The sequence below is a fragment of the Gilliamella mensalis genome (assembly GCF_900103085.1).
GTDB lineage: Bacteria > Pseudomonadota > Gammaproteobacteria > Enterobacterales > Orbaceae > Gilliamella > Gilliamella mensalis.
The window spans coordinates 120,862-144,195 of record NZ_FMWR01000012.1; the positions used below are offsets into that span (position 1 = coordinate 120,862).

At 35.1% G+C, this 23,334-nt stretch carries 20 protein-coding genes and 1 pseudogene; 11 read left to right on the plus strand and 10 right to left on the minus strand.

What is annotated here, in order from left to right; all coding sequences use genetic code 11:
• Positions 1–281: 281 nt before the first annotated feature.
• The 6 genes from BQ5209_RS06965 to BQ5209_RS06990 form a co-directional block, all read right to left on the minus strand.
• Positions 282–1,010: a uroporphyrinogen-III synthase gene (locus tag BQ5209_RS06965; RefSeq protein WP_085247819.1), complete on the minus strand. Its 729-nt coding sequence runs from the start codon at positions 1,008–1,010 to the stop codon at positions 282–284.
• Positions 1,007–1,933, minus strand: coding sequence for a hydroxymethylbilane synthase (gene hemC / locus BQ5209_RS06970; protein ID WP_085247820.1), 927 nt, complete (start codon positions 1,931–1,933; stop codon positions 1,007–1,009). Before hemC ends, BQ5209_RS06965 begins: the two co-directional genes overlap by 4 nt.
• 136 nt (positions 1,934–2,069) lie before the next feature.
• The gene (gene purB / locus BQ5209_RS06975; protein ID WP_085247821.1) at positions 2,070–3,440 is read right to left on the minus strand and encodes an adenylosuccinate lyase; all 1,371 of its coding nucleotides are present in this window, start codon (positions 3,438–3,440) and stop codon (positions 2,070–2,072) included.
• A gap of 47 nt (positions 3,441–3,487) precedes the next feature.
• Positions 3,488–4,135, minus strand: coding sequence for a high frequency lysogenization protein HflD (hflD, locus tag BQ5209_RS06980; protein WP_167370326.1), 648 nt, complete (start codon positions 4,133–4,135; stop codon positions 3,488–3,490).
• A 19-nt stretch (positions 4,136–4,154) separates the two neighbouring features.
• Complete coding sequence (gene mnmA / locus BQ5209_RS06985; RefSeq protein ID WP_085247841.1) at positions 4,155–5,255, minus strand: tRNA 2-thiouridine(34) synthase MnmA; 1,101 nt, start codon at positions 5,253–5,255, stop codon at positions 4,155–4,157.
• A 280-nt stretch (positions 5,256–5,535) separates the two neighbouring features.
• Positions 5,536–6,225, minus strand: coding sequence for a LexA family transcriptional regulator (locus BQ5209_RS06990; RefSeq protein ID WP_085247823.1), 690 nt, complete (start codon positions 6,223–6,225; stop codon positions 5,536–5,538).
• 152 nt (positions 6,226–6,377) lie between these two features.
• Between BQ5209_RS06990 and BQ5209_RS06995 the strand changes: the two genes are divergently transcribed.
• Positions 6,378–6,605 carry a helix-turn-helix domain-containing protein gene (locus tag BQ5209_RS06995; RefSeq protein ID WP_085247824.1) on the plus strand — a complete coding sequence of 76 codons (228 nt, stop codon included), beginning with the start codon at positions 6,378–6,380 and terminating at the stop codon, positions 6,603–6,605.
• Between the two features lie 71 nt (positions 6,606–6,676).
• On the opposite strand, the gene tpiA is transcribed toward BQ5209_RS06995, so the two are convergent.
• A complete protein-coding gene (gene tpiA / locus BQ5209_RS07000; RefSeq protein ID WP_085247825.1) occupies positions 6,677–7,441 on the minus strand; it encodes a triose-phosphate isomerase in 765 nt (254 codons plus the stop codon).
• Between the two features lie 99 nt (positions 7,442–7,540).
• Between tpiA and zapB the strand changes: the two genes are divergently transcribed.
• The 4 genes from zapB (at position 7,541) to BQ5209_RS07020 (ending at position 11,009) form a co-directional block, all read left to right on the plus strand.
• Positions 7,541–7,786 carry a cell division protein ZapB gene (zapB, locus tag BQ5209_RS07005; protein ID WP_085247826.1) on the plus strand — a complete coding sequence of 82 codons (246 nt, stop codon included), beginning with the start codon at positions 7,541–7,543 and terminating at the stop codon, positions 7,784–7,786.
• 74 nt (positions 7,787–7,860) lie between these two features.
• A complete protein-coding gene (locus BQ5209_RS07010; RefSeq protein ID WP_085247827.1) occupies positions 7,861–9,168 on the plus strand; it encodes a DUF2868 domain-containing protein in 1,308 nt (435 codons plus the stop codon).
• A gap of 1 nt (position 9,169) precedes the next feature.
• Positions 9,170–10,528 carry a DUF3482 domain-containing protein gene (locus BQ5209_RS07015; RefSeq protein ID WP_085247828.1) on the plus strand — a complete coding sequence of 453 codons (1,359 nt, stop codon included), beginning with the start codon at positions 9,170–9,172 and terminating at the stop codon, positions 10,526–10,528.
• On the plus strand, positions 10,476–11,009 hold the full coding sequence (locus tag BQ5209_RS07020; RefSeq protein WP_085247829.1) for a C40 family peptidase: 534 nt from the start codon (positions 10,476–10,478) through the stop codon (positions 11,007–11,009). Before BQ5209_RS07015 ends, BQ5209_RS07020 begins: the two co-directional genes overlap by 53 nt.
• Before the next feature lie 80 nt (positions 11,010–11,089).
• Here BQ5209_RS07020 and BQ5209_RS07025 read toward each other — a convergent pair whose 3' ends face one another.
• Both BQ5209_RS07025 and nifJ read right to left on the minus strand, forming a co-directional pair.
• The gene (locus BQ5209_RS07025; RefSeq protein ID WP_085247830.1) at positions 11,090–12,277 is read right to left on the minus strand and encodes a pyridoxal phosphate-dependent aminotransferase; all 1,188 of its coding nucleotides are present in this window, start codon (positions 12,275–12,277) and stop codon (positions 11,090–11,092) included.
• 262 nt (positions 12,278–12,539) lie between these two features.
• The gene (gene nifJ, locus BQ5209_RS07030; RefSeq protein WP_085247831.1) at positions 12,540–16,082 is read right to left on the minus strand and encodes a pyruvate:ferredoxin (flavodoxin) oxidoreductase; all 3,543 of its coding nucleotides are present in this window, start codon (positions 16,080–16,082) and stop codon (positions 12,540–12,542) included.
• Positions 16,083–16,800: 718 nt separating this feature from the next.
• Here nifJ and BQ5209_RS10595 point away from each other — a divergent pair.
• Positions 16,801–17,088: a hypothetical protein gene (locus BQ5209_RS10595; protein ID WP_143421868.1), complete on the plus strand. Its 288-nt coding sequence runs from the start codon at positions 16,801–16,803 to the stop codon at positions 17,086–17,088.
• Here BQ5209_RS10595 and BQ5209_RS07040 read toward each other — a convergent pair.
• Positions 17,071–18,084 (minus strand): annotated as a pseudogene (locus BQ5209_RS07040) (IS3 family transposase). The gene BQ5209_RS10595 and the pseudogene BQ5209_RS07040 sit on opposite strands and share 18 nt — an antisense overlap.
• Positions 18,085–18,138: 54 nt before the next feature.
• On the opposite strand from BQ5209_RS07040, the gene BQ5209_RS11015 reads away from it, so the two are divergent.
• The 5 genes from BQ5209_RS11015 to BQ5209_RS07065 all read left to right on the plus strand — a co-directional run.
• A complete protein-coding gene (locus BQ5209_RS11015; protein ID WP_370737832.1) occupies positions 18,139–18,303 on the plus strand; it encodes an integrase core domain-containing protein in 165 nt (54 codons plus the stop codon).
• A gap of 194 nt (positions 18,304–18,497) precedes the next feature.
• On the plus strand, positions 18,498–20,765 hold the full coding sequence (locus BQ5209_RS07050) for an ATP-dependent nuclease (RefSeq protein ID WP_085247833.1): 2,268 nt from the start codon (positions 18,498–18,500) through the stop codon (positions 20,763–20,765).
• Between the two features lie 4 nt (positions 20,766–20,769).
• Positions 20,770–22,647, plus strand: coding sequence for a UvrD-helicase domain-containing protein (locus BQ5209_RS07055; RefSeq protein ID WP_085247834.1), 1,878 nt, complete (start codon positions 20,770–20,772; stop codon positions 22,645–22,647).
• A gap of 66 nt (positions 22,648–22,713) precedes the next feature.
• A complete protein-coding gene (locus BQ5209_RS07060; RefSeq protein WP_085247835.1) occupies positions 22,714–22,995 on the plus strand; it encodes a transposase in 282 nt (93 codons plus the stop codon).
• 11 nt (positions 22,996–23,006) lie between these two features.
• Positions 23,007–23,334, plus strand: a 328-nt coding sequence (locus BQ5209_RS07065) for an IS3 family transposase (protein ID WP_143421869.1), incomplete at its 3' end; no start/stop codon positions are given.

The following is a 23,334-nucleotide window of genomic DNA, read 5'->3' on the forward strand; positions in this document are numbered from 1 at the left end:
AGCCTACGCTTATTAATTTAAGTTAATTATTCCACTTTGTTGCTACTGGTTATAACTGTTTGATATAAAAAGGTAATGTCTTGTAACAGCCTAGCACGCCTTGTCTAAATAGTATTAAGCTTGTTTTTGGTCTGCGCAGTTTCTGATTTGTGGGAAACAGTGTTTAATACATCGGATTAGATTTTTCTCTATCGTGCATAGTTAGTAAATATATCTGGTTATAGGGGAAAAATGCACCATAATATTGATATGACAAGCATCTTGTTAATCTATTCAAATTATTATGAGGTTATGTCATAGTTTAGCATTACAGCATCAAAAATAGTTTGATGATTTACGCTAGTTATGAGTAAAATTTTTTGCCAGTTTAGTTGTTTGGCTTTTGCAAAGATTCGTTGACTTATGACAACAAGATTAGCATGCATTTTGTGCTCAAAATTGCTATATAATTCAAGCTGAATTAAGTGCTCTAGGCTCGTGATAATAATGATTTGTTTTTCAATATGACTGGATAATATATTCGGCGGATAGAAGATCGGTTTACGGCAGTAACAGGCTATTGATTTTACCTTGGCTTTTCGATTTGTTAGTGTTTGAGCTAATAATTGTCGACCTGAATTACCGCATAAAATCAAAATAGTGTGATGTTGAACAGGTTCTTGTTGGAGTTTTGCTAATAGTCCTTCGCTGTTTTCCTTATCAGGGTAATTGACTTTTGCTGTGGTAAATTGGCTGAATAATTGAGCTGACTTTTTACCTATCGCATAATAACGGATATTAACCGGTAGCGTTAGGTTGGAAAGGTAATTTTTTATTACATGTGTAACTTGTGGTGAAACAACGATAACAATATCGTTGGGTAAAAGTTGATTTAGCTGTTCTTGTAAATTGGGCAGATCATGACCTTGTGAAATATTAAAAAATGGCAAATGTTGTGTAGGCACATTTGCTTGGTTAAACAGTTGGGTAAGTATTTCACCCTCTGGAGAGGGTCTAGTTACATAAATCATCCGCCATTCAATTCCTGTAATATTGCTTTTGCACCTTGTTCTAATAAGCGTTTTGCCAGTTCTTGCCCTAGCTTTTCAGCCTCGGTTATATCACCTGTTAATGCGATTTTGACTATTTTTGAACCGTCAATGCGTCCAACAAGGCCTTGTAATGATAAGACCTCATTGTTTAACTGGCTATAACAAGCAATGGGTACTTGGCATCCACCTTGTAACGCTTTATTCATTGCTCGTTCTGCCTGAATACAAACTCGACTATTTTTATCATCAAGCACTGACAGAATTTCTAATATTTGTTTATCATCTGTTCGCGTTTCGATGCCAATTGCGCCTTGTCCGACAGCCGGTAAAATTAAGCTTGTGTCAATGTACTGTTTGATTCTATCTTCTAATGCTAAACGTTTTAAACCAACTGAGGCTAAAATAATGGCATCATATTCATAATTATCAAGCTTAGCTAAGCGAGTACCAACATTGCCTCGAAGATCTTTAATTTTCAAATGGGGGTATTTTGCTCGTAACTGGCATTGACGTCGTAAACTTGATGTACCAATTACCGCACCATTTGGTAACTCATCTAGATTTGAATATTTATTTGAAATAAATGCATCACGTACATCATCTCGTTTGCATATTGTAGCGAGCGTTAATCCTTTTGGAAACTCTACAGGAATGTCTTTTATGGAGTGAACGGCAATGTCCGCTTGGTTGTTTAATATGGCTTGTTCAAGCTGCTTAACAAACAGCCCTTTGCCTCCAATTTTTGATAGGGGACTATCTAGCAATATATCGCCTTTAGTAACCATGGGAATCAATTCCACTGTCAAGTGAGGGTGAGCAGCTAGCAATTGTTGCTTAACAAAATTAGCTTGCCATAGTGCTAGAGGGCTTTTACGTGTTGCAATGCGAATGTTCAATTGAATTCTCTATTTTTGTTTTTTGGCTTAAGTTATTTATATTAACTTTGTAACTTATACACCGATTTGATTAAGTTGAACGCTTGATAGTCAATTAGCCTGATACAGCGTGTTTTGTATCAGGCTAATTGAATGTTAGTCATTATTCTAAATTATCAACAAAGCTAACAGCATAACCAATATAGTTAGCCGGTGTTAATTGTTTTAGTCGTGTTTTTTCACTTTCAGGTAGATCTAACGAGTCAATAAATTCTTGCATGCCTTTGGCATCAACACGTTTTCCTCGGGTTAGTTCTTTTAGTTTTTCGTAAGGCTTTTCAATGCCGTAACGGCGCATGACTGTTTGGATTGGTTCTGCTAATACTTCCCAGTTTCGATCAAGTTCTTCAAGTAAGTAATCGTGATTAACTTCAAGTTTATTTAAGCCTTTTAGGGTTGATTGATAAGCTATAATGGCATAACCAATGCCTACGCCCAAATTACGCAATACGGTTGAATCGGTTAAATCGCGTTGCCAGCGAGAAATCGGCAATTTGCTACCTAAATGGTTCATGATTGCGTTGGCTATCCCTAAGTTACCTTCTGAGTTTTCAAAATCAATTGGGTTAACCTTGTGTGGCATGGTTGAAGAGCCGATTTCTCCAGCAATAGTTTTTTGTTTAAAGTGATTTAATGAAATATATCCCCAAATATCGCGATCAAAGTCGATAACAATGGTGTTAAAGCGCGCCACACAATCAAAAAATTCGGCAATATAGTCATGAGGTTCAATTTGTGTGGTATAAGGATTCCATTTTAAACCTAATGAACTGACAAATTCTTCACTCAGTTGATGCCAATCCACTTGTGGATAAGCCACCATATGTGCATTGTAATTTCCAGTTGCACCATTAATTTTACCTAGTATCTCAACTGATTGTAGTTGTTTTAATTGACGTTTTAGGCGGTAGGCGACATTAGCAAATTCTTTACCAATGGTTGATGGTGTAGCGGGTTGACCATGCGTTCTTGACAGTAATGGTAAATTACGATAGGCCTTAGCTTGCGAGGTAATTTTATCAATCAGCTTGTTCCAATATGGTTCTAATACCGTTTCTTTCGCTGTTTTTAGCATTAATGCATAAGATAAGTTGTTGATGTCTTCAGATGTGCAGGCAAAATGGATAAATTCATTAATAGCGTGTAATTCTTTGTTGGTGCTGACTTTTTCTTTTAAAAAGTATTCTACCGCTTTGACATCGTGATTCGTGGTTTTTTCAATTTCTTTAATGCGATTTGCATCTTTTTCACTAAATTGATCAACAATTTTATTAAGGTGATCAATAGCTGATTGACTTAAGGGTGGAACCTCTAAAATATCTGCTTGCAAGGCTAATTTTTGTAACCAATAAACCTCGACTTGAACGCGGTATTTTAATAAACCATATTCGCTAAAAATGGTGCGTAACTCTGTTGTTTTGTCACTGTAACGCCCGTCAATTGGTGAAAGGGCTGTGAGTGCAGATAATTCCATCGGTTTAACTCCGTTGTTATTTTGAAATATCAGTTGTAAAGTACAAATTAGTTTTCTTGATTAATTTGGTCTAATAGTTGTTGTGCGGCATTACAAATACGTGTGCGACAAAAAAGAAACTGAAAGCGATTTCCGCCAACTTGATACCATAAAATGGCGGATCGAACACAACCTAAAAGTGCTGTTCTCACTTTTGCTTGTACTAATGAGTTTTGTAAAAATTCGACTTTGCCAATAACTTTAATTTTAGTTGATACTGGACTGATAATGTCAGAATAAATTCCCGCTAATGAATAAGACAGATCATCAATATGATCGCTAACAGTTTCGCCGTTCATATCCTGATAAATCCCTGAAATGCGTTTTAATCGTTGGTCTATCTTATCTAATGCGTCATTATTTTTTAATAATTTGCTTGTAATACTAAGTGAGCTAAATAGATAACGAATAATTTGGGTTTGTTCTTTTTGCCCTGATGATAATAGTTGTATTAACGTTTGTAATCCTGTTTTGATATTTTCAATACCATCATAAACATCGTCGGTTGTTTTTGGTGAAGTTTTAAACACAGTTTTGATTGTTTGTTCATAAAGGATGTGACTACAAACACCTGTGTTAGCAAGTTGTGGCACTAATATTGCGCTTTGCGTAGCACCAGCAAGGGCAATAGCAATATTATGATATTTATTATTCACTCTAGGATTCCTCACTACTTTAGATTCGTTCTTCTATAATGCCACCACCAAGGCACACTTCGTCTTTATAAAATACTGCTGATTGACCTGGTGTGACAGCCGCAACAGGATTATCAAACATCACTTTGATTTTGTCATCGGCTAATGGTGTAACATGGCAGGCTATATCTTGTTGGCGATAGCGTGTTTTTACGGTACAACTAAATGGTTTGGTTACCACTTTACGATCAACCCAATGCAGTTGCTGAGCAATTAATCCTTGGGAAAATAGTGCAGGGTGATTATGACCTTGCGCTACAATCAATTCGTTATTGATGAGATCTTTGTCAACAACGTACCATGGTGTGTCATCGGCTTGTTTTAAACCGCCAATACCTAGCCCTTTGCGTTGCCCTAATGTATGATACATCAGACCTTGATGTTGGCCGATAATTTCACCATCAACCGTGCGAATATTACCTGCTTGTGCGGGTAAATATCGGGCTAAAAAGTCACTAAATTTGCGTTCACCAATAAAACAGATACCTGTTGAGTCTTTTTTAGCTGCGGTGGCTAAGCCAAGCTGTTGTGCAATTTTACGCACTTCAGGTTTTTCAAGCTCACCAACAGGAAATAAGCTTTGACTTATTTGTGCTTCGCTCAAGGTGTAAAGAAAGTAACTTTGATCTTTGTTATTATCGATACCGCGCAATAATTCAACTTTATCGCCCGTTTCGCATTTACGAACATAATGTCCTGTAGCAATAAAGTCAGCACCGAGATCTTCGGCTGCATATTCTAAAAATGCTTTAAATTTAATTTCTTTATTACATAATATATCTGGGTTTGGCGTTCGACCTGCTCGGTATTCTGATAAAAAATGTTCGAATACATTGTCCCAATATTCGGCAGCAAAATTAACAGTATGCAATTTGATGTTTAATTTATTACAAACCGCTTGTGCATCTGCCAAGTCAACGGCTGCTGAGCAGTATTCTTCTGTGTCATCTTCTTCCCAATTTTTCATAAATAATCCAACAACATCATATCCTTGTTGTTGCAATAAATAAGCCGAGACAGAAGAATCAACGCCGCCAGACATGCCGACAACGACTTTTTTTTGATTTTTTATATTTGGCATAATAATGATTATATTAATAGGTAAAATTAACAAAAATTTAGTGCTAATTTTAACATAACTGCGGAAAAAAGCATAAAGTTATGCTAATAACGATTGCCATATTGATTTGTTTTTTTTACTAGCTTTACATAAATTTTATACTAAAACACATGTTTTCCTGAAACTTTTTGACATTTATTAAAAGATTGATTCTCACGGAAAAAAACGCAATTACATAGGATTAAAACAGCCTATTAGCCAAAGCCTTTCAAGCTGTTATTATTTCAAGATTCAAATAAACTTAATTAAGATCTTTTAAAAGATAAACAACAAGCCCGATAATTTTAAAGTCTTGAGAACCATATTTATCGCCAATAATGGCTGGGTATTTCGGATTATCACAGAGTAAAGCCAGATTAGCCCCTTGATTTTGAATACGTTTTATACTTATCTGATCTTCATATTCAACTGCATATAAATAGCCGTCAATCGGTTTGTAATGTGCTTTATTGATAATAAGAATATCATGATTTGATATTGTCGGTTCCATGCTATCGCCTTTTGCCCATACTGCAGTTAAGTCTTCATGGTTGCAACCTTGATGCTTTATTAAAGTAATATCAAATGGGATTGATTGGATTTGCGAATATGATTTACTCGTTTCGTTTAAATGGTAAAATGGGATATGTACTGAACCTCGCCCTTGTGATTCGGGCAATAAACGGCATTCTCCTTTTCCTGTTACTAACCACTCAATAGGTACATCACATTTTTGAGCAATAATGGCGAGTCTATTTAGTGCTGGATAGGTTTTCCCCGATAAGTAATCTCGGATCACTGCTTCTGACATGCCAACTTTTTTAGCGAAGGCATTACCCGATATACCTTCTAATACTAGATTTAATCTATTTCTAAAATTAATTACTCCAGTATTTGTTAGAATTCGTGTTTTTTCACTGTCATCTTGTTTTTTTACTTTGTTTTTTGTCATTTTTCATTCCGTTTCATGTGTTTTTTTTTGCTTTATTGTTTTAATTCGTTTTTTTATATGCTATTCTTTGCTAGGTGATTTCTTATGTTTTGAACATTGTAATACCGATAATCTTTACAATAGCAAAATTTTAACTAATAGAGGATCTCATAATGAGAGAGCAAGATCAAGACTGGACAGCATCTAGAGTTGTTGGCGAAATTAAAATTAGAGGTGGAAATTTAAGAGCACTTTCAAGAGACAGCGGATTGCAGGCTGATACTTTAAGAAACGCATTATATCGACATTGTCCTAAGTATGAGCGAATTATCTCTAACTATTTGCAAGTTCCTGTTGAGCAAATTTGGCCATCACGCTATCAGTCAAAAGCTAAAAAATGATATTAATTAGTAAAATAAAAAAGACGCTAATAAGCGTCTTTTTTATTATTTGTCATTTGCTACATTTGGAGTTATTTTTTAGCTTGCTCAGCCGCTTTAACAATTGCAGCGAAAGCATCAGCTTTTAATGACGCACCACCAACTAATGCGCCATCAATGTCTGGTTGAGTAAATAGTTCGGCTGCATTTTTATCATTAACAGAACCACCATATTGAATGATCACTTGTTGCGCTACTTTTTCATCTTGTTTAGCAATATGATCACGAATAAATTTGTGAACAGCTTGTGCTTGTGCTGGGGTTGCAGATTTGCCAGTTCCAATTGCCCAAACAGGCTCATAAGCAATAACCGCATGGTTAAATGCTTGAACGCCAAGCGCTTTAATGACTGCATCAATTTGGCGTGCGCAAACTGCTTGCGTTTGACCTGCTTCGTTTTCTGCTTCGGTTTCACCAATACATAATACAGGCACTAAACCCGCTTCTTTAATTACGCCAAATTTTTTAGCAATAAATTCATCCGATTCTTTGTGATAAGTACGACGTTCAGAATGTCCAATGATAATATGAGTCACGCCGACTTCTTTTAACATGTTTATTGACACTTCACCAGTAAAAGCGCCCGACAAGTTAACACCCACATCTTGTGCACCTAAAATAATATTAGATTCACCTAATTGATGTTTTACAAAATCAAGATAGACGACAGGTGGGGCAATTGCAATATCACATGCAGTGTTGTTTGATAGCTCATTTTTTAGTCCTGTAACTAAATTTTTAGCCATATCGAGACTACCATTTAGTTTCCAGTTACCCATAACGAGAGGTTTTCGCATAATTTTCTCCAACTTAGATTTAAAAAGGTGTTGATTTCAGAATGAATTGGTTATAATAGTATCTATTATACATCAAATAAATTAAGCCTGAGGAAAAATATGTCATTAGAAATATTAAATCAATTAGAAAGCCGAATCCAACATACTGTAAATACTATCAATACATTACAACAAGAGATCGCAACACTAAAAAAAGGTAATCAAGAGCTTGAACAACTGATTAATGATAGTTCTGATGAAATGAAAGTGCTACGTGATGAAAACGAAAAACTAAAACAAGATCAGCAAGCATGGCAACAGCGAATTCAAATGTTATTAAGTAAAATTGGTGAAATAACACAGTAATTAATGTGACTTTTTAACGCGACTTATGTCGCGTTTCTTTTTATAATTTATAATAATAGTGAAAATTAAGTCTAATGCGTCAAAAGCTAAAATCACTCTGGCTGACCGAAACTATCCATCTAATTGAAACCGAATCAGGACGGTTTGCCGATCAAGACATAAATCGACAAGTAAAAGCAGAACAAATATCGAACTCAGATCGAATTGTGATGCGTGCCATCATGTTGTCAAAACAAAATGGACTCTATTTAGCGCAAAAAATATTGTTGCGATCTGTAAAACTTTCTTTTGTATTATTATTGTTAGTCTCTATGTTTTTAGGTAGCTCTTTAGCATTGGGGGCGTTAAGTCAAAATCCTATCAATTTGTATTGGGCTCTTTTTAGTTTATTAGGTGTGCATCTAATTACCTTATCTATTTGGTTTGGTTCGTTTTTTTTCTTTGCTGATTTTGGCGGAAGCTTATTGATTCATTGTTGGTTATGGTTAGCAAAAAAGCTCTCTCAAAAAAAGACTGTACAACAACTTATACCAGCTTTTGTTGAGCTGTTTGGTTCGCGCATTCGTTGGCTTATTGGTTTTGTACTTAATCTGTTTTGGACTGTAATTTTAAGTAGCTCGTTATTTGTGTTAGTTGTGCTATTTTCAACCAAGCATTATAGCTTTGAATGGCAAACTACGTTGCTTAGTTCTGATACTGTTATCGCTTTAACCCACTATCTAGGCTACTTACCATCACTACTTGGTTTTGAAATCCCTAAGGATGAAGTAATAAAACTAAGCGAACATGCCTTAAGCGCTGGCGAAGTGCGTTCATCATGGGCAGTTTGGTTGCTTGGTGTATTTATTGTTTATGGATTAGTGGTACGATTTTTATGTATGGTATTTTGTGGTATTAATTGGTTGATAAGTTGCAGGCAAATTAAGTTAAATATCACTCATCCCGATTATCAAATATTAGCAAATCAATTGCAGCCATTGTTTGTTAATATTGAAGATGCAGATAAATTAGGTAAGATTGACCTCCAATGGCATTTACCAGCGCACTCAACTCAAGACGGCGAGGGGGCTTTTTTGGTTGCCATAGATGTTCAAGAAAGTTGGCATCATCCTGAATCTGTTTCTTTTTTAGGTTTTTTAAATACTCGTGAGCAGCGCAGTAACATTTTAGATTATTTGCAATTAATGCCAGCCAAAAAACTGTTAATTGCAATTGATACCGATAGATCTCCTGATAGAGGGGTATTGAATTTTATGAACCAGCTGATTAATAAATCACAGCAAAGTCGAATCTGGTTTATTAATCAAGGTAAACAATACCATAATTGGCAATCGCTATCTTTAAAGTTAGCTGAACCTAATTGGCTACACGAGGATCTTTAATATGTTATCAACGTTAAAATTAGCAGTGGTAGGTCATGCTAATGTTGGCAAGACATCACTATTACGTACTTTGATTCGTAACAGTCATTTTGGTCATGTTTCTGATCGCCCGGGTACCACAAGACATGTTGAATCAATAACATTACCACTTGAACGTAATGAATCGATTATCTTTTATGATACTCCAGGGTTAGAAGATAGTTTAGCACTTTATGATTACATTACCCATCTTGTTCCTACTAACGCAAAACTCGACGGCATTGATAGATTAACTCTTTTTTTACAAAGTCCAGAAGCTGAAAATGTGTTTAATCAAGAGGCTAAAGTCATCAGACAACTATTAAGTAGCGATGCGTCTATCTATGTGATAGATGTGCGTGAGCCAGTATTGGCTAAGTATCATGATGAATTGGCTATTTTGTCCAATAGCAATAAACCCATATTGGCGGTTTTAAATTTTATCGCTAATAGCGATCAAAATGAAAAAGAATGGAAAAATTTGCTTTCACGTGTTGGGATCCATGCTATCATCCGCTTCGACGCTATCTTTCCCCCCTTGGATGGAGAGGAACGCTTATATCATAGCCTTGCTTTGCTAGTTGAGCCCGCTAAAAAAATATTAGATAATTGGCTGGATAAAATTGCACAGATTCGTGATTCTCTTAATCAAACCGCTAATCGAATTATTGCTGAAACGCTTGTTGATGTTACTGCTTTTTATGAAATGGCTAAATTAGACGATAATCAGGCAATTGCTGATATGCAAAACAAGGTTAGAAAGAGAGAACAAACAGCGATCAACGAACTATTAAAATTGTACCAATTTGATTCGACTCAAGAGAGCGAAGAAAGTTTGCCTTTAATCAAAGGTCGTTATAATTCTGACCTTTTTAATGTGGATGCATTAAAAACGGTGGGTATTCATTTGACTAAAGGCTTTGTGTCTGGCGCAACGATAGGTGCAAGTATTGACTTAGCAACCGGCGGAATTTCGCTAGGCTCTGCTGCGTTAATTGGCGCAGCAGTGGGTAGTTTAATGCAAACTGCAAAACATTATGGTTCTAGAATGCGCTATCAGCTTTCTGGATATAGTAAATTAAGTGTTGATGATGTGATTATTTGTTTTCTTTCTTTGCGATTAATCCGCCTTAAAGAAAGTTTAAATCATCGTAGCCATGCGGACATGAGCCCAGTTAGGTTATCTAAATTAGATAAAAATGAGTGGGAAAAAGGTGTATTACCGAAAAGTTTAAAAGTCGCAAGACGTTATTCGCATTGGTCGACGTTAAATAAAGGAACAAAGAGAAATGACAAAAAAAGACAATCGACTATTAGGAACGTTGCTCAGCAACTGCATTAGCGCACAGAAGCGTTTTTTAATAACCACATTGATCTTTTCTATCTTTATGTTATTTGGTTGTAGTACTAGCCAAGGTCAAGTTTCTGTGAAGAATACTCAACCTAATCCAACTATATTAGCTAAAATAGAATCTCACTATAAAAAGTGGCAAAACACGCCGTATCGTTACGGTGGTACCACTTTGGCTGGTAGTGATTGTTCTGCTTTGGTGATGAACTTTTTCAAAAATAAACTTTCAAAAACTTTACCGAGAAGTGCTGCTGAACAAGCTAAATTAGGTGTGAAGGTAAACACGCCTAAAGCGGGCGATTTAGTGTTCTTTAAAACTGGTCGTAGTCGTAGTGGTTTACATGTTGGTATCTATTATGCTAATGGTAAATTTTTACATGCTTCAACTTCAAAAGGCGTCATATATTCAAGTTTGTATGAAAGTTATTGGAAGAAACACTACTGGATGACACGTCGCTTAATCGATAGCTAATATCAGGATATTTAAAAATATTAATTAAAACTCTCTAAATATAATCGATTTAGAGAATTTTAATTTTTATTTATTTTAAATTAGATCATCGCTTTATCTCTTAATTCACGCATTACATTTGCGACATAAAGCATTTCGCCCGGTGTGCCTAGAGATATACGGCACCAATTGGTAGCAGGGGGAAAATCTCGACCTACTAATATAAATTTATGTTTCATTAATTCACGATAATCATTTAATTTGATAGGCACTTGATGAAACATAAAATTAGTCTCTGATTTAAGATAATGTATTCCCAATTCTGACAATACTTTTTCCATGATTTCGCGCGATACATCAACTACTTTTTTGGAATAAGACAAATATTGAGTATCTTTCATTGACGTCAGTGCGGCACAAACACCACAATAGTTGAGTTTTTCACCTGCTACATACTGCGCTATATTTTTAATGTTTTCATCAGTACTTACAACGTAGCCTACACGTAAACCTGCCATTGCATGAATTTTAGAAAATGTTTTAAGTAATACAATGTTTTCATATCCTTGTGTGATGAATTTATCGGCTGATTCAAAAGTCGGGTCGTTAACAAATTCGGCATAAGCTTCGTCGAGAATAAAGATTGTATTGCCAGGTTTGCTTTTTATCCATGATTCGATCTCATTCATGCCAAACACTGTAGAAGTTGGATTGTTGGGATTAACGAGATAAACAATCGAAAATCCTCGATAATCTTCAACCGCTTTTTTTAAGCCTGTTATATCAATTTTCCAATCAGTTAAACATGGAACTTTGGTTATTTTTAAATTAAAAATTTTTGCAAAATGTTCACCATCTCCATAAGTTAGTTCTGGTATAACGAGTTGTGTATCAGGTTTTACAAAAGCGGATATAGTACTGCGAATCCCTTCTGACGAGCCGGCAGTTAATAAGATTTGACTTTCGTCGACTTGGTGATGTTTAGCTAGTACTTTATTTAAAAGTGGCATCTCGGCTTTTGCGTATCTATTGGCTTTAGGTATGGCATCAATAGCTGCTTGTTTGGCACTTGGTGACATGCCAAGTGCATTTTCGTTAAAATTGAGTCTTACAGGATTGTTAACATCTGGAGTTACCACGTTATCAAGCATGGGTAGAGAGAATGAAACTGAATTTTGCACTTCCATTGCATGAGCTTTAGATAATAATTGATTAATAGATAGTCCTGCTATTGCTGCACTTGAAAATGTGATTAATTTTCTTCTACTGATATTTAAATTAGACATCATAGTTCATCTCCCATTTAATTAAGCTTTATGTGGTCAATTATTGATTAAGCAAAAATAATACCAAGTTTTTAAAGATTATCTGGGTGATTGGTTTGTACTGTCTTGAATACAAAAGAGCGATGATATTAGGTCTTATTTTGGGTTATGTTGACTTACACATGCACAATTGTGGTGCTTTATTGCTCAAAAAAAGTGTATAAAAAGGACTGTTATAAATAACAGTCCTTTGGACGGTTGTGTAAATTATTGTGGGTAATTACTGTTAACTATCTGCTGGTGTTTCGATATCTGAATAAGTTGCCAGCATCTGCAAAAACTTATATTTAGAATCTACCATTTTGGTTGAACGCTCATGCAAGGTATTAGCAATCACAGGTTCAAGTGTTTCTAAACGACGAAAACGTTGTTCTTTTAATAAGATAGCAGTCAATGATTCACTGTTTGGCGCTTTTGAATCTAATACCAAAGCTGGCTTGCCTTCTACCATACGGCGTGGATCGTAACGATACAAAGGCCAGAATCCTGATTTAACTAAATCCTTCATTTGCTCATGTGATTTAGCAAGATCATAGCCATGTTCTTCACAAGGGCTATAAGCAATAATGAGCGATGGTCCATCATATGCCTCAGCTTCTTGTAAGGCTTTGAGTGTTTGATTCAGTTGCGAACCTAACGCAATTTGTGCCACATACACATGCCCATACATTATTACACTCACACCAAGATCTTTACGAGCCTTGTGTTTACCTAAATCAGCAAACTTTGATACCGCCCCCATTGGGGTGGCCTTTGATTGTTGACCTCCAGTATTAGAATAACACTGAGTGTCTAACACTAATATATTTACGTTATCGGTTAAGCTCATGACATGATCGAGTCCACCAAATCCAATATCGTAAGCCCAACCATCACCACCAATGGCCCAAACTGATTTATCAACCAAGTAATTTGCATCTTCGATCAACTCTTGCGCTTGAACTGAGTCTTGGTGCGTAAGTTGTTCACGTAATAATTCGACTTGTTGACGTTTTTCAGCGATAGATGTCTCAGATGATTTTAATGCTATTACAATCTCGGGTGAAATGTCACCTGCAACATAATCAAGTAAACGCAATGCACGTTTTTTATGTTGATCATAAGTAATGCGATACCCTAAAGCAAATTCAGCATTATCTTCAAATAGCGAATTTGCCCAAGCCGGTCCACGACCATCGCGATCAGTGGTGTAAGGTGATGATGGCAAGTTACCACCATAAATTGATGAACATCCTGTGGCATTAGCAATGGCTAAATGGTCGCCATAAAGTTGCGTTAACAATTTAATGTATGGTGTTTCACCACAACCAGCACAAGCACCTGAATATTCAAATAAAGGTGTAAGTAATTGCGATGTACGCACATCAATACGTTCAAGTGTATTAATATCGCGATCAGGCAATGCGGTAAAGTAGTCAAAATTGGTGCGCTGAGTATCAAGATTATCAATACGTGATTGCATGTTAATTGCTTTAATTGCAAAATTATTACGATCGCGGGCTGGACAAACTTCGACACATAAGTTACAGCCAGTACAATCTTCGGGCGCAACTTGTAACACATAGCGTTGACCTTTCATATCACGGGCTTTGACTTCAAGCGAGCTTAATGAATCTGGTGCATTTGCCATATCATCGGGCTCAACAACTTTTGCACGAATAGCTGCATGAGGACAAGCAACTGCACAGTGATTACACTGCGTACACAGTTCAGGCTGCCAAATAGGGATCTGTTCAGCAATGTTACGTTTTTCCCATTTGGTTGTGCCTATTGGCCATGTACCATCGGGTGGAAATGCTGATACTGGCAAGCTATCACCCAAACCAGCTAACATAGCCGCAGTGACTGTTTTAACAAAATTAGGTGCATTAGCTGGCACAACTGGTGGCATCGTTGCACTGCTTTGGTCAACACAGCTAAGTGGAATTTGCTCAAGTGAAGCGATAGCTAAATCAAGCGCTTTCCAGTTATTTTCAACTAAATTTTGCCCTTTACTGCTATAACTTTTTGCAATTACCTCTTTTAATTGAGTAATATTAAAATCATTTTTAAAAATTCCAGCTAGGTGAAAAAACGCCGCTTGCATAACAGTATTAATTCTTGCCCCTAAATTACATTCACGAGCAATTTTTGCTGCATTAATGATATAAAAATGTGCTCGTTTTTGAATTAATTGCACTTGCACTTCTTTAGGAAGGCGGTGCCAAATTTCATCTTTGCTATAAGGTGTGCTAAGCAAAAAGATACCATCGTCTTTTAATTTATCTACAATTTGATATTTATCGATAAATTGATCTTGGTGGCATCCAATAAAGTGGGCGCTGGTAATTAAATAAGGGGAATCAATGGGATCTAAGCTAACTCTTAAGTGAGAAGTGGTTAAACCACCTGCTTTTTTAGAGTCATAAACAAAATATCCTTGTACATAAAAAGGCGAACTATCACCAATAATTTTAATATTATTTTTGGTTGCCGATACGGTGCCATCACTACCGAGTCCATAAAATAGGGCTTCAAGAGCTGATTTTTGTGGAATAGATTGTTCAGGCAACGGTAAAGAAAGTCCTGTTATATCATCATAAATACCAACGGTAAATCGTGGTTTAGGTTTATCTAGTCCTAATTCAGTAAAAATGGCAAGCACACAACGAGGATCAAACTCTTTAGACGATAATCCATAACGCCCACCGACAATGATTGGCATGCTATTGCGTTCACCACGTGATAAGCTTTCAGCAAATGCAGTCATAATATCTAAATAAAGTGGCTCGGCTTGAGCGCCTGGCTCTTTAGTTCTATCAAGAACAGCAATTTTATTCACTGTACTTGGAATAACCTCTAGCAAATGATTGGCAGAAAAAGGGCGAAATAATCTAACTGTTACAACGCCGACTTTTTCATTTTGTTTAAGTAATACATCTACCACTTCTTTAGTAGTGCTTGCACCCGATCCCATAATCACAATAATATGCTCAGCATCACTTGCACCATAATATTCAAAAGGTTGATATTTTCTGCCAGTTTCTATTGCAAAAGCGTTCATAGCATCAACAACATGTTGATAGACATTATCATAATAGGTATTTATTGCTTCACGACATTGAAAGTAAGTATCTGGATTAGCTGATGTACCGCGTGTCACTGGTTTATCAGGTGTTAAAGCACGTGAACGATAGGCTTTAATGGCTTTGTGTGGTAATAAATTATGGATTTGATCATCACTAAGTGGATAGATTTTATTAACTTCATGTGACGTTCTAAATCCATCAAAAAAGTGAACAAAAGGAACTCGGCTATTTAAGGTTGCTATTTGTGAAATCAGCGCAAAATCTTGTGCTTCTTGCACGGAACTTGAACAAAGCATAGCAAAACCAGTTTGTCTAATTGCCATCACATCAGAATGATCACCAAAAATTGAAAGCGCGTGCGTAGCAACGGTACGCGCGGCAACATGCAAAACAAAAGGAGTCAGTTCACCCGCTATTTTATACAGTGATGGGATCATTAAGAGCAAACCTTGTGACGAAGTAAACGAAGTGGCTAGCCCACCTGTCATTAATGCACCATGAACAGTTGCAATAGCACCCGCTTCGGACTGCATTTCAATTACTCTTGGCGTATCACCAAATACGTTTGGCTTGTTAAATTCAGCCCATGTTCCTGCTTGCTCGGCCATTGTTGAGCTTGGAGTAATTGGATAAATAGCAATGACTTCGTTTGTACGATAAGCAACGGATGACACTGCACTATTAGCGTCTGATATGATCATTAAAAAAACCTTATATTTTAAACTATTACGACATTACTAAATTATTATAAATTTGTATCATTGTATCAGAAACTAAGATAGCTTTTTGTTATTTTTATGTTAAATTTTTTATCATTACCACTTTAGATAAAAAACAAAAATAATGCCTAATGTCCATATCAAGCATCTATCTGCCATACTTCATTTATAACACTTAACAACCTGATAATACATTAAATAACATATGTAAAAATGAACAATTTACACAGTAGTTCATTTTTAAAATTATGTTTTGCAAAACATATTCAGAAGTCTATACCACGTGGTTATTAAAAACGCCGAAAAAAGTGTGTTTTAGAGGACTATTTTAACCATAAATATCCCAAAGATATCTTCAATCAAAATCTTAACAAAGCCTTACAAAATTTAAATTGAAAAGGAATAGCGAACTAAAATTAAGCGGTCTATAATTCGCACGTTTTATATAAATTCAGATCATTAAACGAGTAAATGGCTATAAAAATATAAATTAAACAAAATCTTATGCGATAGGTGGAATATTATGTTTTACCATAGAAAAAAGCAGTCATATATTCTAAATCTTTTTAATTATTACAGTAGTCAAAAGCAAAATCTTTCCTCACTTTTATTATTGAACTTAACGGACTTATCAAAGCCCTCGTTGTTTTTTGCACCATTTTTGTTATTACCGTGTTCTTTGAGTTTACAGGCATTATCGGTGCAAACTTCAAATGTCATTCAAGGAACAGCCCCGTATTTAACGTTTGATGATGGCGCCACTAAGGTAATGAGTTTTGAAGGGGCATTAGGTATAAATTTGGCAAATATTGGCTATATACCACAAGGTATAAATAGCACGCTTTATCCAAATGCAATTGTTGATACATCAAACATAAATAACCCAATTGAGATGCCAAATACGATCTATACTTTTGCGGATATTCAAACTGTAAATATCCCAAACTTAGTACACAACTCACGTAGAAAATCATGCTGCTTGTTTTAGTGTTTTATACTCAATCGGTGTCATATTATTTAATGCCTCATGCGGTCTTTCGGTATTATAAATCGTTAACCATTCTTCGGTTATTCTCCTTGCTTGTGCTAAGTTGTTAAAAAGATATAAATCGAGTACTTCAGTACGATAGGTACGATTAAATCGTTCAATATAGCCATTTTGATAAGGGCTACCGGGCTGGATATAATCAATGGCTATATCATGAGATTTAGCCCAGTTTATCTAAATAACGGGTAATTCTCCCTGCCGGTAAGCTTACTGCAATATCAATGCCTAGCGCCTCACGATTAAAGTCATCGATGACATTGAATGTCCTAAAGCGACGTTGATTACCACTACTGTCACTCATCAAATCCATTGACCAGCATTCACCTTGTTTATTGGGTGCTGATAGCCTTTCTGGGTTTCGTGGAGGAAGGCGCTGTTTACGCTTTACCCTGAGATTAAGCTTTAATTCACAATACACCCGATACACCCGTTTATGATTCCATTTATAGCCGAGCTTTCTGATACGATTAAAGCATTTAGGAAAGCCCCAGCGTAAATGCCGGTCTGTGATAGCATTCAACACCGAAATAATCACCGAATCATCCAGTAACTTAGGTTGATAATAGTAAGCACAACGGCTTAAGCCAACAATGGCACAACTCATAGCAATAGTAACTGAATGATTTTGTTGTAGTTGCTGTNNTTGCTGTGCCCACGTTTTACGTGCCTTTGTGGGCACTAAAGCTTTTTTATAATTTCTTCCTGAAGCTGGGATTTTAAGCTCAGTTCGGCAAACATCTGTTTAAGCTTACGGTTTTCGGCCTCCAGCTCCTTTAAGCGTTTGATGTCCGAAGTTTCCATTCCGCCGTATTTTTCCCGCCATTTATAGAAAGTTGAATTACCCATGCCATATTTACGACAGAGCTCCTTGACAGGAATACCCGCTTCAGCTTCTTTTAAAATAGCGACGATTTGATGTTCAGTCATTTTTTTCATAATTAAATCCCCTTTACTTTTATCATAGAGAATTTTCTACTTTTTTGCTGTACTATTTTAGGGGGTAGTTACAATCAGCAAATATTTAGCGACTCAAAAGATAGAAAACAAAAGCTTAAACGCTTTATTAATTTTTATAATACCGTTAAACCGCATAAAGCGATTTCGAGGAAAATGCCTTATGAGTTTTTAGAGGATTGTTTTAATCATGAAGAGTAAACAACTCGGTGTTTTCTTACATATTATTATAATCATAGAAGAATTAAATTAAGCTTGGACAAAAAGAGTTCTATTCAATTTTTGGGGTTAGTTCAAAGTTACAAATTAAAACCATAAGTTCAATAATTCATCTTTACTAATCATAAATACAATTATATTCTATCAATTAAATAGGAATGTAAGAGATTGAAATAATGAGAATAACAAGATTTAACATAACCAACTTTAGACGTTTACTCAATGTGACAATAGATATTGCAGATGAAAAAACTATTTTTGTTGGATCTAATAATAGCGGAAAAACCTCTGCATCCCACGCATTAAAATGTTTTTTATCCAAAGATGGTAGAAAACAAATAAAAATGAATGACATCACATTAATTAATCATAAAGAAATAAATCGAATTGGTGATCTATGGTTAGAATATGACAAAAAGGATATATCAGATGAAGATATGCAGAAGAGTTACCAAGAGTTTATCAAATATTTTCCAGCTTTAGATATACTCATTGATGTTCCAAGTGATGAACTTCATCATGTTATTAAAATTATTCCTACTTTAGATTGGCAAGCTGGTGTATTAGGTGTCCGTTTATGTTATGAAGCAAATTCTATTGAAGAACTAAGAAAAACATTTGTTAAAGAAAGGCTGAAAGCTATAGCTGTGCAGGATAAAGAAGTCACTCTTTGGCCATCTAATTTAGTTGACTTTTTATCAAACAAACTAAATTCATTTTTTATAATAAATACATATCTGTTAGATATAGATAAAGGAAGTAAACAAGTTAGAAAAAAATCTGATTTCATCGTTCAAGGGTTTAATATACATGATTTAGTTAAATTTGATTTTATTCCAGCCCAACGTGAAGTTTCGGATGAGTCTGACAAAGCAAATGATATAGAAAAACCAGCAGCCCAAATTAGACGATATTACGATACAATCATAAATCCAGAAAAATCACCAACAAATAAAGATTTAGAGACAATTAGAGCAACACAACAATCACAAGAGCGCTTTAACCAAATGTTAGAGGTACATTTAGAACCTTTGTTTGAGGAGATAAAAACTCTAGGTTATCCAAATATTGCAGACCCAGATATTGAGATTAAAACTAAGATAGGAATACTAAGTAGTTATATTAATCATTCGTCTGTTCTAAACTACAAAGTCGATGACCAATCGCTTCCTGAAAATTATCTAGGGCTTGGATACCAAAATATTATTGCAATGACAGTTAGACTTATCAAGCATCGTGATGAATGGTTAAGAATTGGAAAATCAAAAGAAAAAGAAGAACGCATAGAACGTTTACATTTTGTTATTATTGAGGAGCCAGAAGCACATTTACATGTACAAGCACAACAAGTATTTATTAATAATTCATACAATTTACTGACACGTTATAAAAATATTGAAGATAAAGTAATAAAAGAACGTTATAGAAATCTAGATAAGGCTTTATGTTCCCAGATGCTTGTAACTACACACTCCTCACACATTGTTTATGAGGTAGACTTTGCCTGCTTACGTTATTTTGATCGATTTACTTCTAAAGATAACAAAATACCACTTACTCAAGTTAAAAATCTTTCCAATTATTTTGATTCTCAAGATGTTAGTAGACGCTTTGCTGCACGTTATTTAAAGCTTCATCACTGCGATATATTTTTTGCCGATGCTCTGATAATACTGGAGGGAAAGGCTGAAAAACTATTAATCCCACAATTCATTAAAGATCACTTTAATGAATTGTATCGTCGTTATATTTCCTATATTGAAATTGAAGGCGATTATGTCCATATTTTTCGTCCACTTATTGAAATCCTTGGTATTAATACATTAATTATTACAGATTTAGATTCCGCTGATCAAAATAATAAAAAACAGCTACCACAAAAAGGAAAAGAACAAATATCTTCAAATCCAGTAATCAATACTTGGCTATTTGATAACCAAGAAGAGAAAAAAACAATTGACATATTAGTTAAATTAACCGAAAAAGAACGAACTAAAACATTATCATCAACCTCTGCGGAAGTATATTTTGCCTTTCAACAAGAAGTAGATGTTAAAGGAGATCCAAACCCAAAAGTTATTGGAAAAACGATTCCAAGGACCTTTGAGGATGCACTTCTTATTAATAATTTAGAGTTTATTTCTAAATTAGCACAAAAAATCAAGTTGTTAACACCAGAGAAAAAAAGCCAATTAAAAAAAGTTATTGAAGATTATAATGAAAGTGATGATCTTACTACATTAATGAAAGCCTTTTATACCAGATTAAATCCTGATGATAAATTAGTTAAAGGAAAAGGGAAAATCACAAAAGCAGCGCTGGCTTTAGAACTGCTTTTTATTTGTGATACAAACTGTACGCTTTCTCCACCTGAATATATAAAATTAGGACTAAGTTGGTTAGAAAACAAGCTTAAAAATAAAGAGTCTAAATTTCAGGAATAAGTAAATGAGTAATAATCTTGATGATGGAGTAGAAAAAGAAATAGAGCTTTGTCTAAAACTAGACGCACCTAGAAGTTTCTTTTTATTTGCAGGTGCTGGTTCAGGTAAAACTCGCTCTCTAGTTAATGCGCTAAACTATATAAAAGATAACTATAAAAATATTTTTTTATCGGAAGGGAAATATGTCGGTGTTATTACATACACCAATGCTGCCTGTGATGAAATTACACATAGAACTAACGAAGATCCTATTTTTCATATAGCGACTATTCATGGTTTTTGTTGGACTGTTATACAAGGTTTCAATGAAGACATTCGAGCATTTTTAAAAGATAATTTAACAATTAAAATTCAAGAATTGAATGAAAAGATCAATAATGCTAGAAAGAAATGTACACAAACATATAAAAATAATGTTCATAGCCGAGAAAAAGCAGAAAACAGGTTAGCTGAGCTTGATGCTATTTATGAGTTTACCTATAACCCTAACTCAAATACTCAATTTGGAAAAGACTCTTTGAACCATGCAGAAGTAATTAGTCTTATTACTCATTTTTTTAAAAATAAACCAATATTTCGGTCTATATTTGTTCAAAAATATCCTTTTTTATTTATTGATGAAAGCCAAGATACTCATAAAGAACTTATAGAAGCTTTATTAGAAGTTGAGAATAACTACCAATCTCATTTTTTATTAGGGCTCATAGGTGATGATATGCAAAGGATTTACCAGCAAGGGAAGCAAGATTTACCTTCATGTATAAAAAATCACTGGGCAACACCACAAAAAAATATGAATCATCGAAGCCAGAAGAGAATCATCGATTTAGCTAATAATATTCGATGCGAAAGCGATAAAATAGAACAGTATCCAAGGGATGATAAACAGGGAGGTCATGTTCATTTGTTTATTTTAAAGCATACTGCTAATAATTCATTAGAAGATGAGATTGCTAATAAAATGGCTGAAATAACAAAGGATTCGCTATGGAAGAGAAGCGATGAAGTCAAAAAACTCTATTTGGAACATCGGATGGCTGCGATTCAACAAGACTTTATAGAACTATACGACATTTTTTGTGCTGATGAGCAATATAAATCATCAATACTTGAAGGTTCTATTTCAGAATTATCTTTCTTTTCAAAATTAATCACTCCACTAATAGAAGCATTTTCACAAAATGATAATTTCAAAGTCATGGAGTTAATTAGAAATTCATCAGTTATTTTAAAAGGAATCGAAAGTCCGTTAACACCGGCTGAAAATGTTACAATTCAAATGCTCTCAAACATAAAAAAATCTGTTCAGAAGATAGCAGATTTATTTTCCTCTGATAGTAATTTCAATTTTCTAGATATTTTAACGCTCCTTGATAAAGAAAAAATTTTCTCGCTACCACCTAAACTCGTTGAAGCATTGCAAATGCATCAAAACAGAGTAGAAATACAAACACAACAAGCAGAAGCACAAGAAAAAGAAACTGTTTGGTTACAATTTTTGGAAGTTCCCTATCAACAGTTAGTGAACTACACAAAATATATCAATGGCGAAACTTCTTACGCAACACATCATGGAGTCAAAGGTCTTGAGTTTGATAGAGTTATGGTCGTAATGAATGATTATACAAAAAGAGGACGTGGTGGATTAAGTGCTTCATATGAAAAACTTTTTGGTGTTGTGCCTGAAAGTGATACAGATATTAAAAATCAACAAGAAGGTAAAGAAACAGATTTGCAAAGAACTCGGCGCTTATTTTATGTAACATCTACACGAGCAAAGGAAAGTCTAGCACTAGTTGCGTATACAGATTCGCCACAAAAACTCAAGGATAACATGATACACAAACAGTGGTTTATTGAAGAAGAAATTACCATGCTATGATTTATCTCATAATATGGACAAAAGTCTCCTCTATGATATAAACAAAAATCATAAGAGACAAATATCATGGTCAAAAAATTTAGTATCGAATTCAAACAACAATCGGTGGATTATGCGTTATCTCATGCACACCTTTCTATCAGCGAACTTGCTAACCATCTAGGTGTGGGTAAATCAACCCTAGATAAATGGATTAGGCAACTTTCCCCGAATAAAATCAGCCGTCGAGAGTTAACGGCTGAGCAACAGCGGATTATGGCGTTAGAAAAAGAGATTAAAGAACTGAAAATGGTCAATGATATACTAAAAAAGGCGCATGTGAACTTCATCAACAATCCAAGTCGGTGAAGTACGCTTATATGAAAAAGCATTTAACCTGCTATCCCGTTACCAGAATATGCTCGTTACTTGGTGTCAGTTCATCGGGTTATTATGCTTGGTTAAAAAGAGCAAACAAATCAACCAAACTCAGCGAGTATATCCAAAAGCAGTATTGGCAACATAAAGCCCGTTTGGGTGCACCAAGCCTGCTTCATGATGCAAGAGAAGCGGGCTATCAAGTTTCAGAAAGGACAATTAGCCGTGTTTTGCAACAATTGGGATTACGGAGTAAAGCAGCACGTAAATTCAAGTATAAAACAGATATGGCTCATCACAATATTGCGTCCAACACGTTAGATAGGCAAT

What these genes read in the sequence shown, in the direction of transcription:
- BQ5209_RS07055 (WP_085247834.1), top strand. Translation starts at nt 20,770, where the DNA reads ATGAGTAATAATCTTGATGATGGAGTAGAAAAAGAAATAGAGCTTTGT.
- BQ5209_RS06990 (WP_085247823.1), bottom strand. Translation starts at nt 6,225, where the DNA reads ATGACAAAAAACAAAGTAAAAAAACAAGATGACAGTGAAAAAACACGA.
- BQ5209_RS06995 (WP_085247824.1), top strand. Translation starts at nt 6,378, where the DNA reads ATGAGAGAGCAAGATCAAGACTGGACAGCATCTAGAGTTGTTGGCGAA.
- BQ5209_RS07060 (WP_085247835.1), top strand. Translation starts at nt 22,714, where the DNA reads ATGGTCAAAAAATTTAGTATCGAATTCAAACAACAATCGGTGGATTAT.
- tpiA (WP_085247825.1), bottom strand. Translation starts at nt 7,441, where the DNA reads ATGCGAAAACCTCTCGTTATGGGTAACTGGAAACTAAATGGTAGTCTC.
- BQ5209_RS07020 (WP_085247829.1), top strand. Translation starts at nt 10,476, where the DNA reads ATGACAAAAAAAGACAATCGACTATTAGGAACGTTGCTCAGCAACTGC.
- BQ5209_RS07050 (WP_085247833.1), top strand. Translation starts at nt 18,498, where the DNA reads ATGAGAATAACAAGATTTAACATAACCAACTTTAGACGTTTACTCAAT.
- BQ5209_RS06965 (WP_085247819.1), bottom strand. Translation starts at nt 1,010, where the DNA reads ATGATTTATGTAACTAGACCCTCTCCAGAGGGTGAAATACTTACCCAA.
- BQ5209_RS07010 (WP_085247827.1), top strand. Translation starts at nt 7,861, where the DNA reads ATGCGTCAAAAGCTAAAATCACTCTGGCTGACCGAAACTATCCATCTA.
- purB (WP_085247821.1), bottom strand. Translation starts at nt 3,440, where the DNA reads ATGGAATTATCTGCACTCACAGCCCTTTCACCAATTGACGGGCGTTAC.
- nifJ (WP_085247831.1), bottom strand. Translation starts at nt 16,082, where the DNA reads ATGATCATATCAGACGCTAATAGTGCAGTGTCATCCGTTGCTTATCGT.
- zapB (WP_085247826.1), top strand. Translation starts at nt 7,541, where the DNA reads ATGTCATTAGAAATATTAAATCAATTAGAAAGCCGAATCCAACATACT.
- BQ5209_RS07025 (WP_085247830.1), bottom strand. Translation starts at nt 12,277, where the DNA reads ATGATGTCTAATTTAAATATCAGTAGAAGAAAATTAATCACATTTTCA.
- mnmA (WP_085247841.1), bottom strand. Translation starts at nt 5,255, where the DNA reads ATGCCAAATATAAAAAATCAAAAAAAAGTCGTTGTCGGCATGTCTGGC.
- BQ5209_RS07015 (WP_085247828.1), top strand. Translation starts at nt 9,170, where the DNA reads ATGTTATCAACGTTAAAATTAGCAGTGGTAGGTCATGCTAATGTTGGC.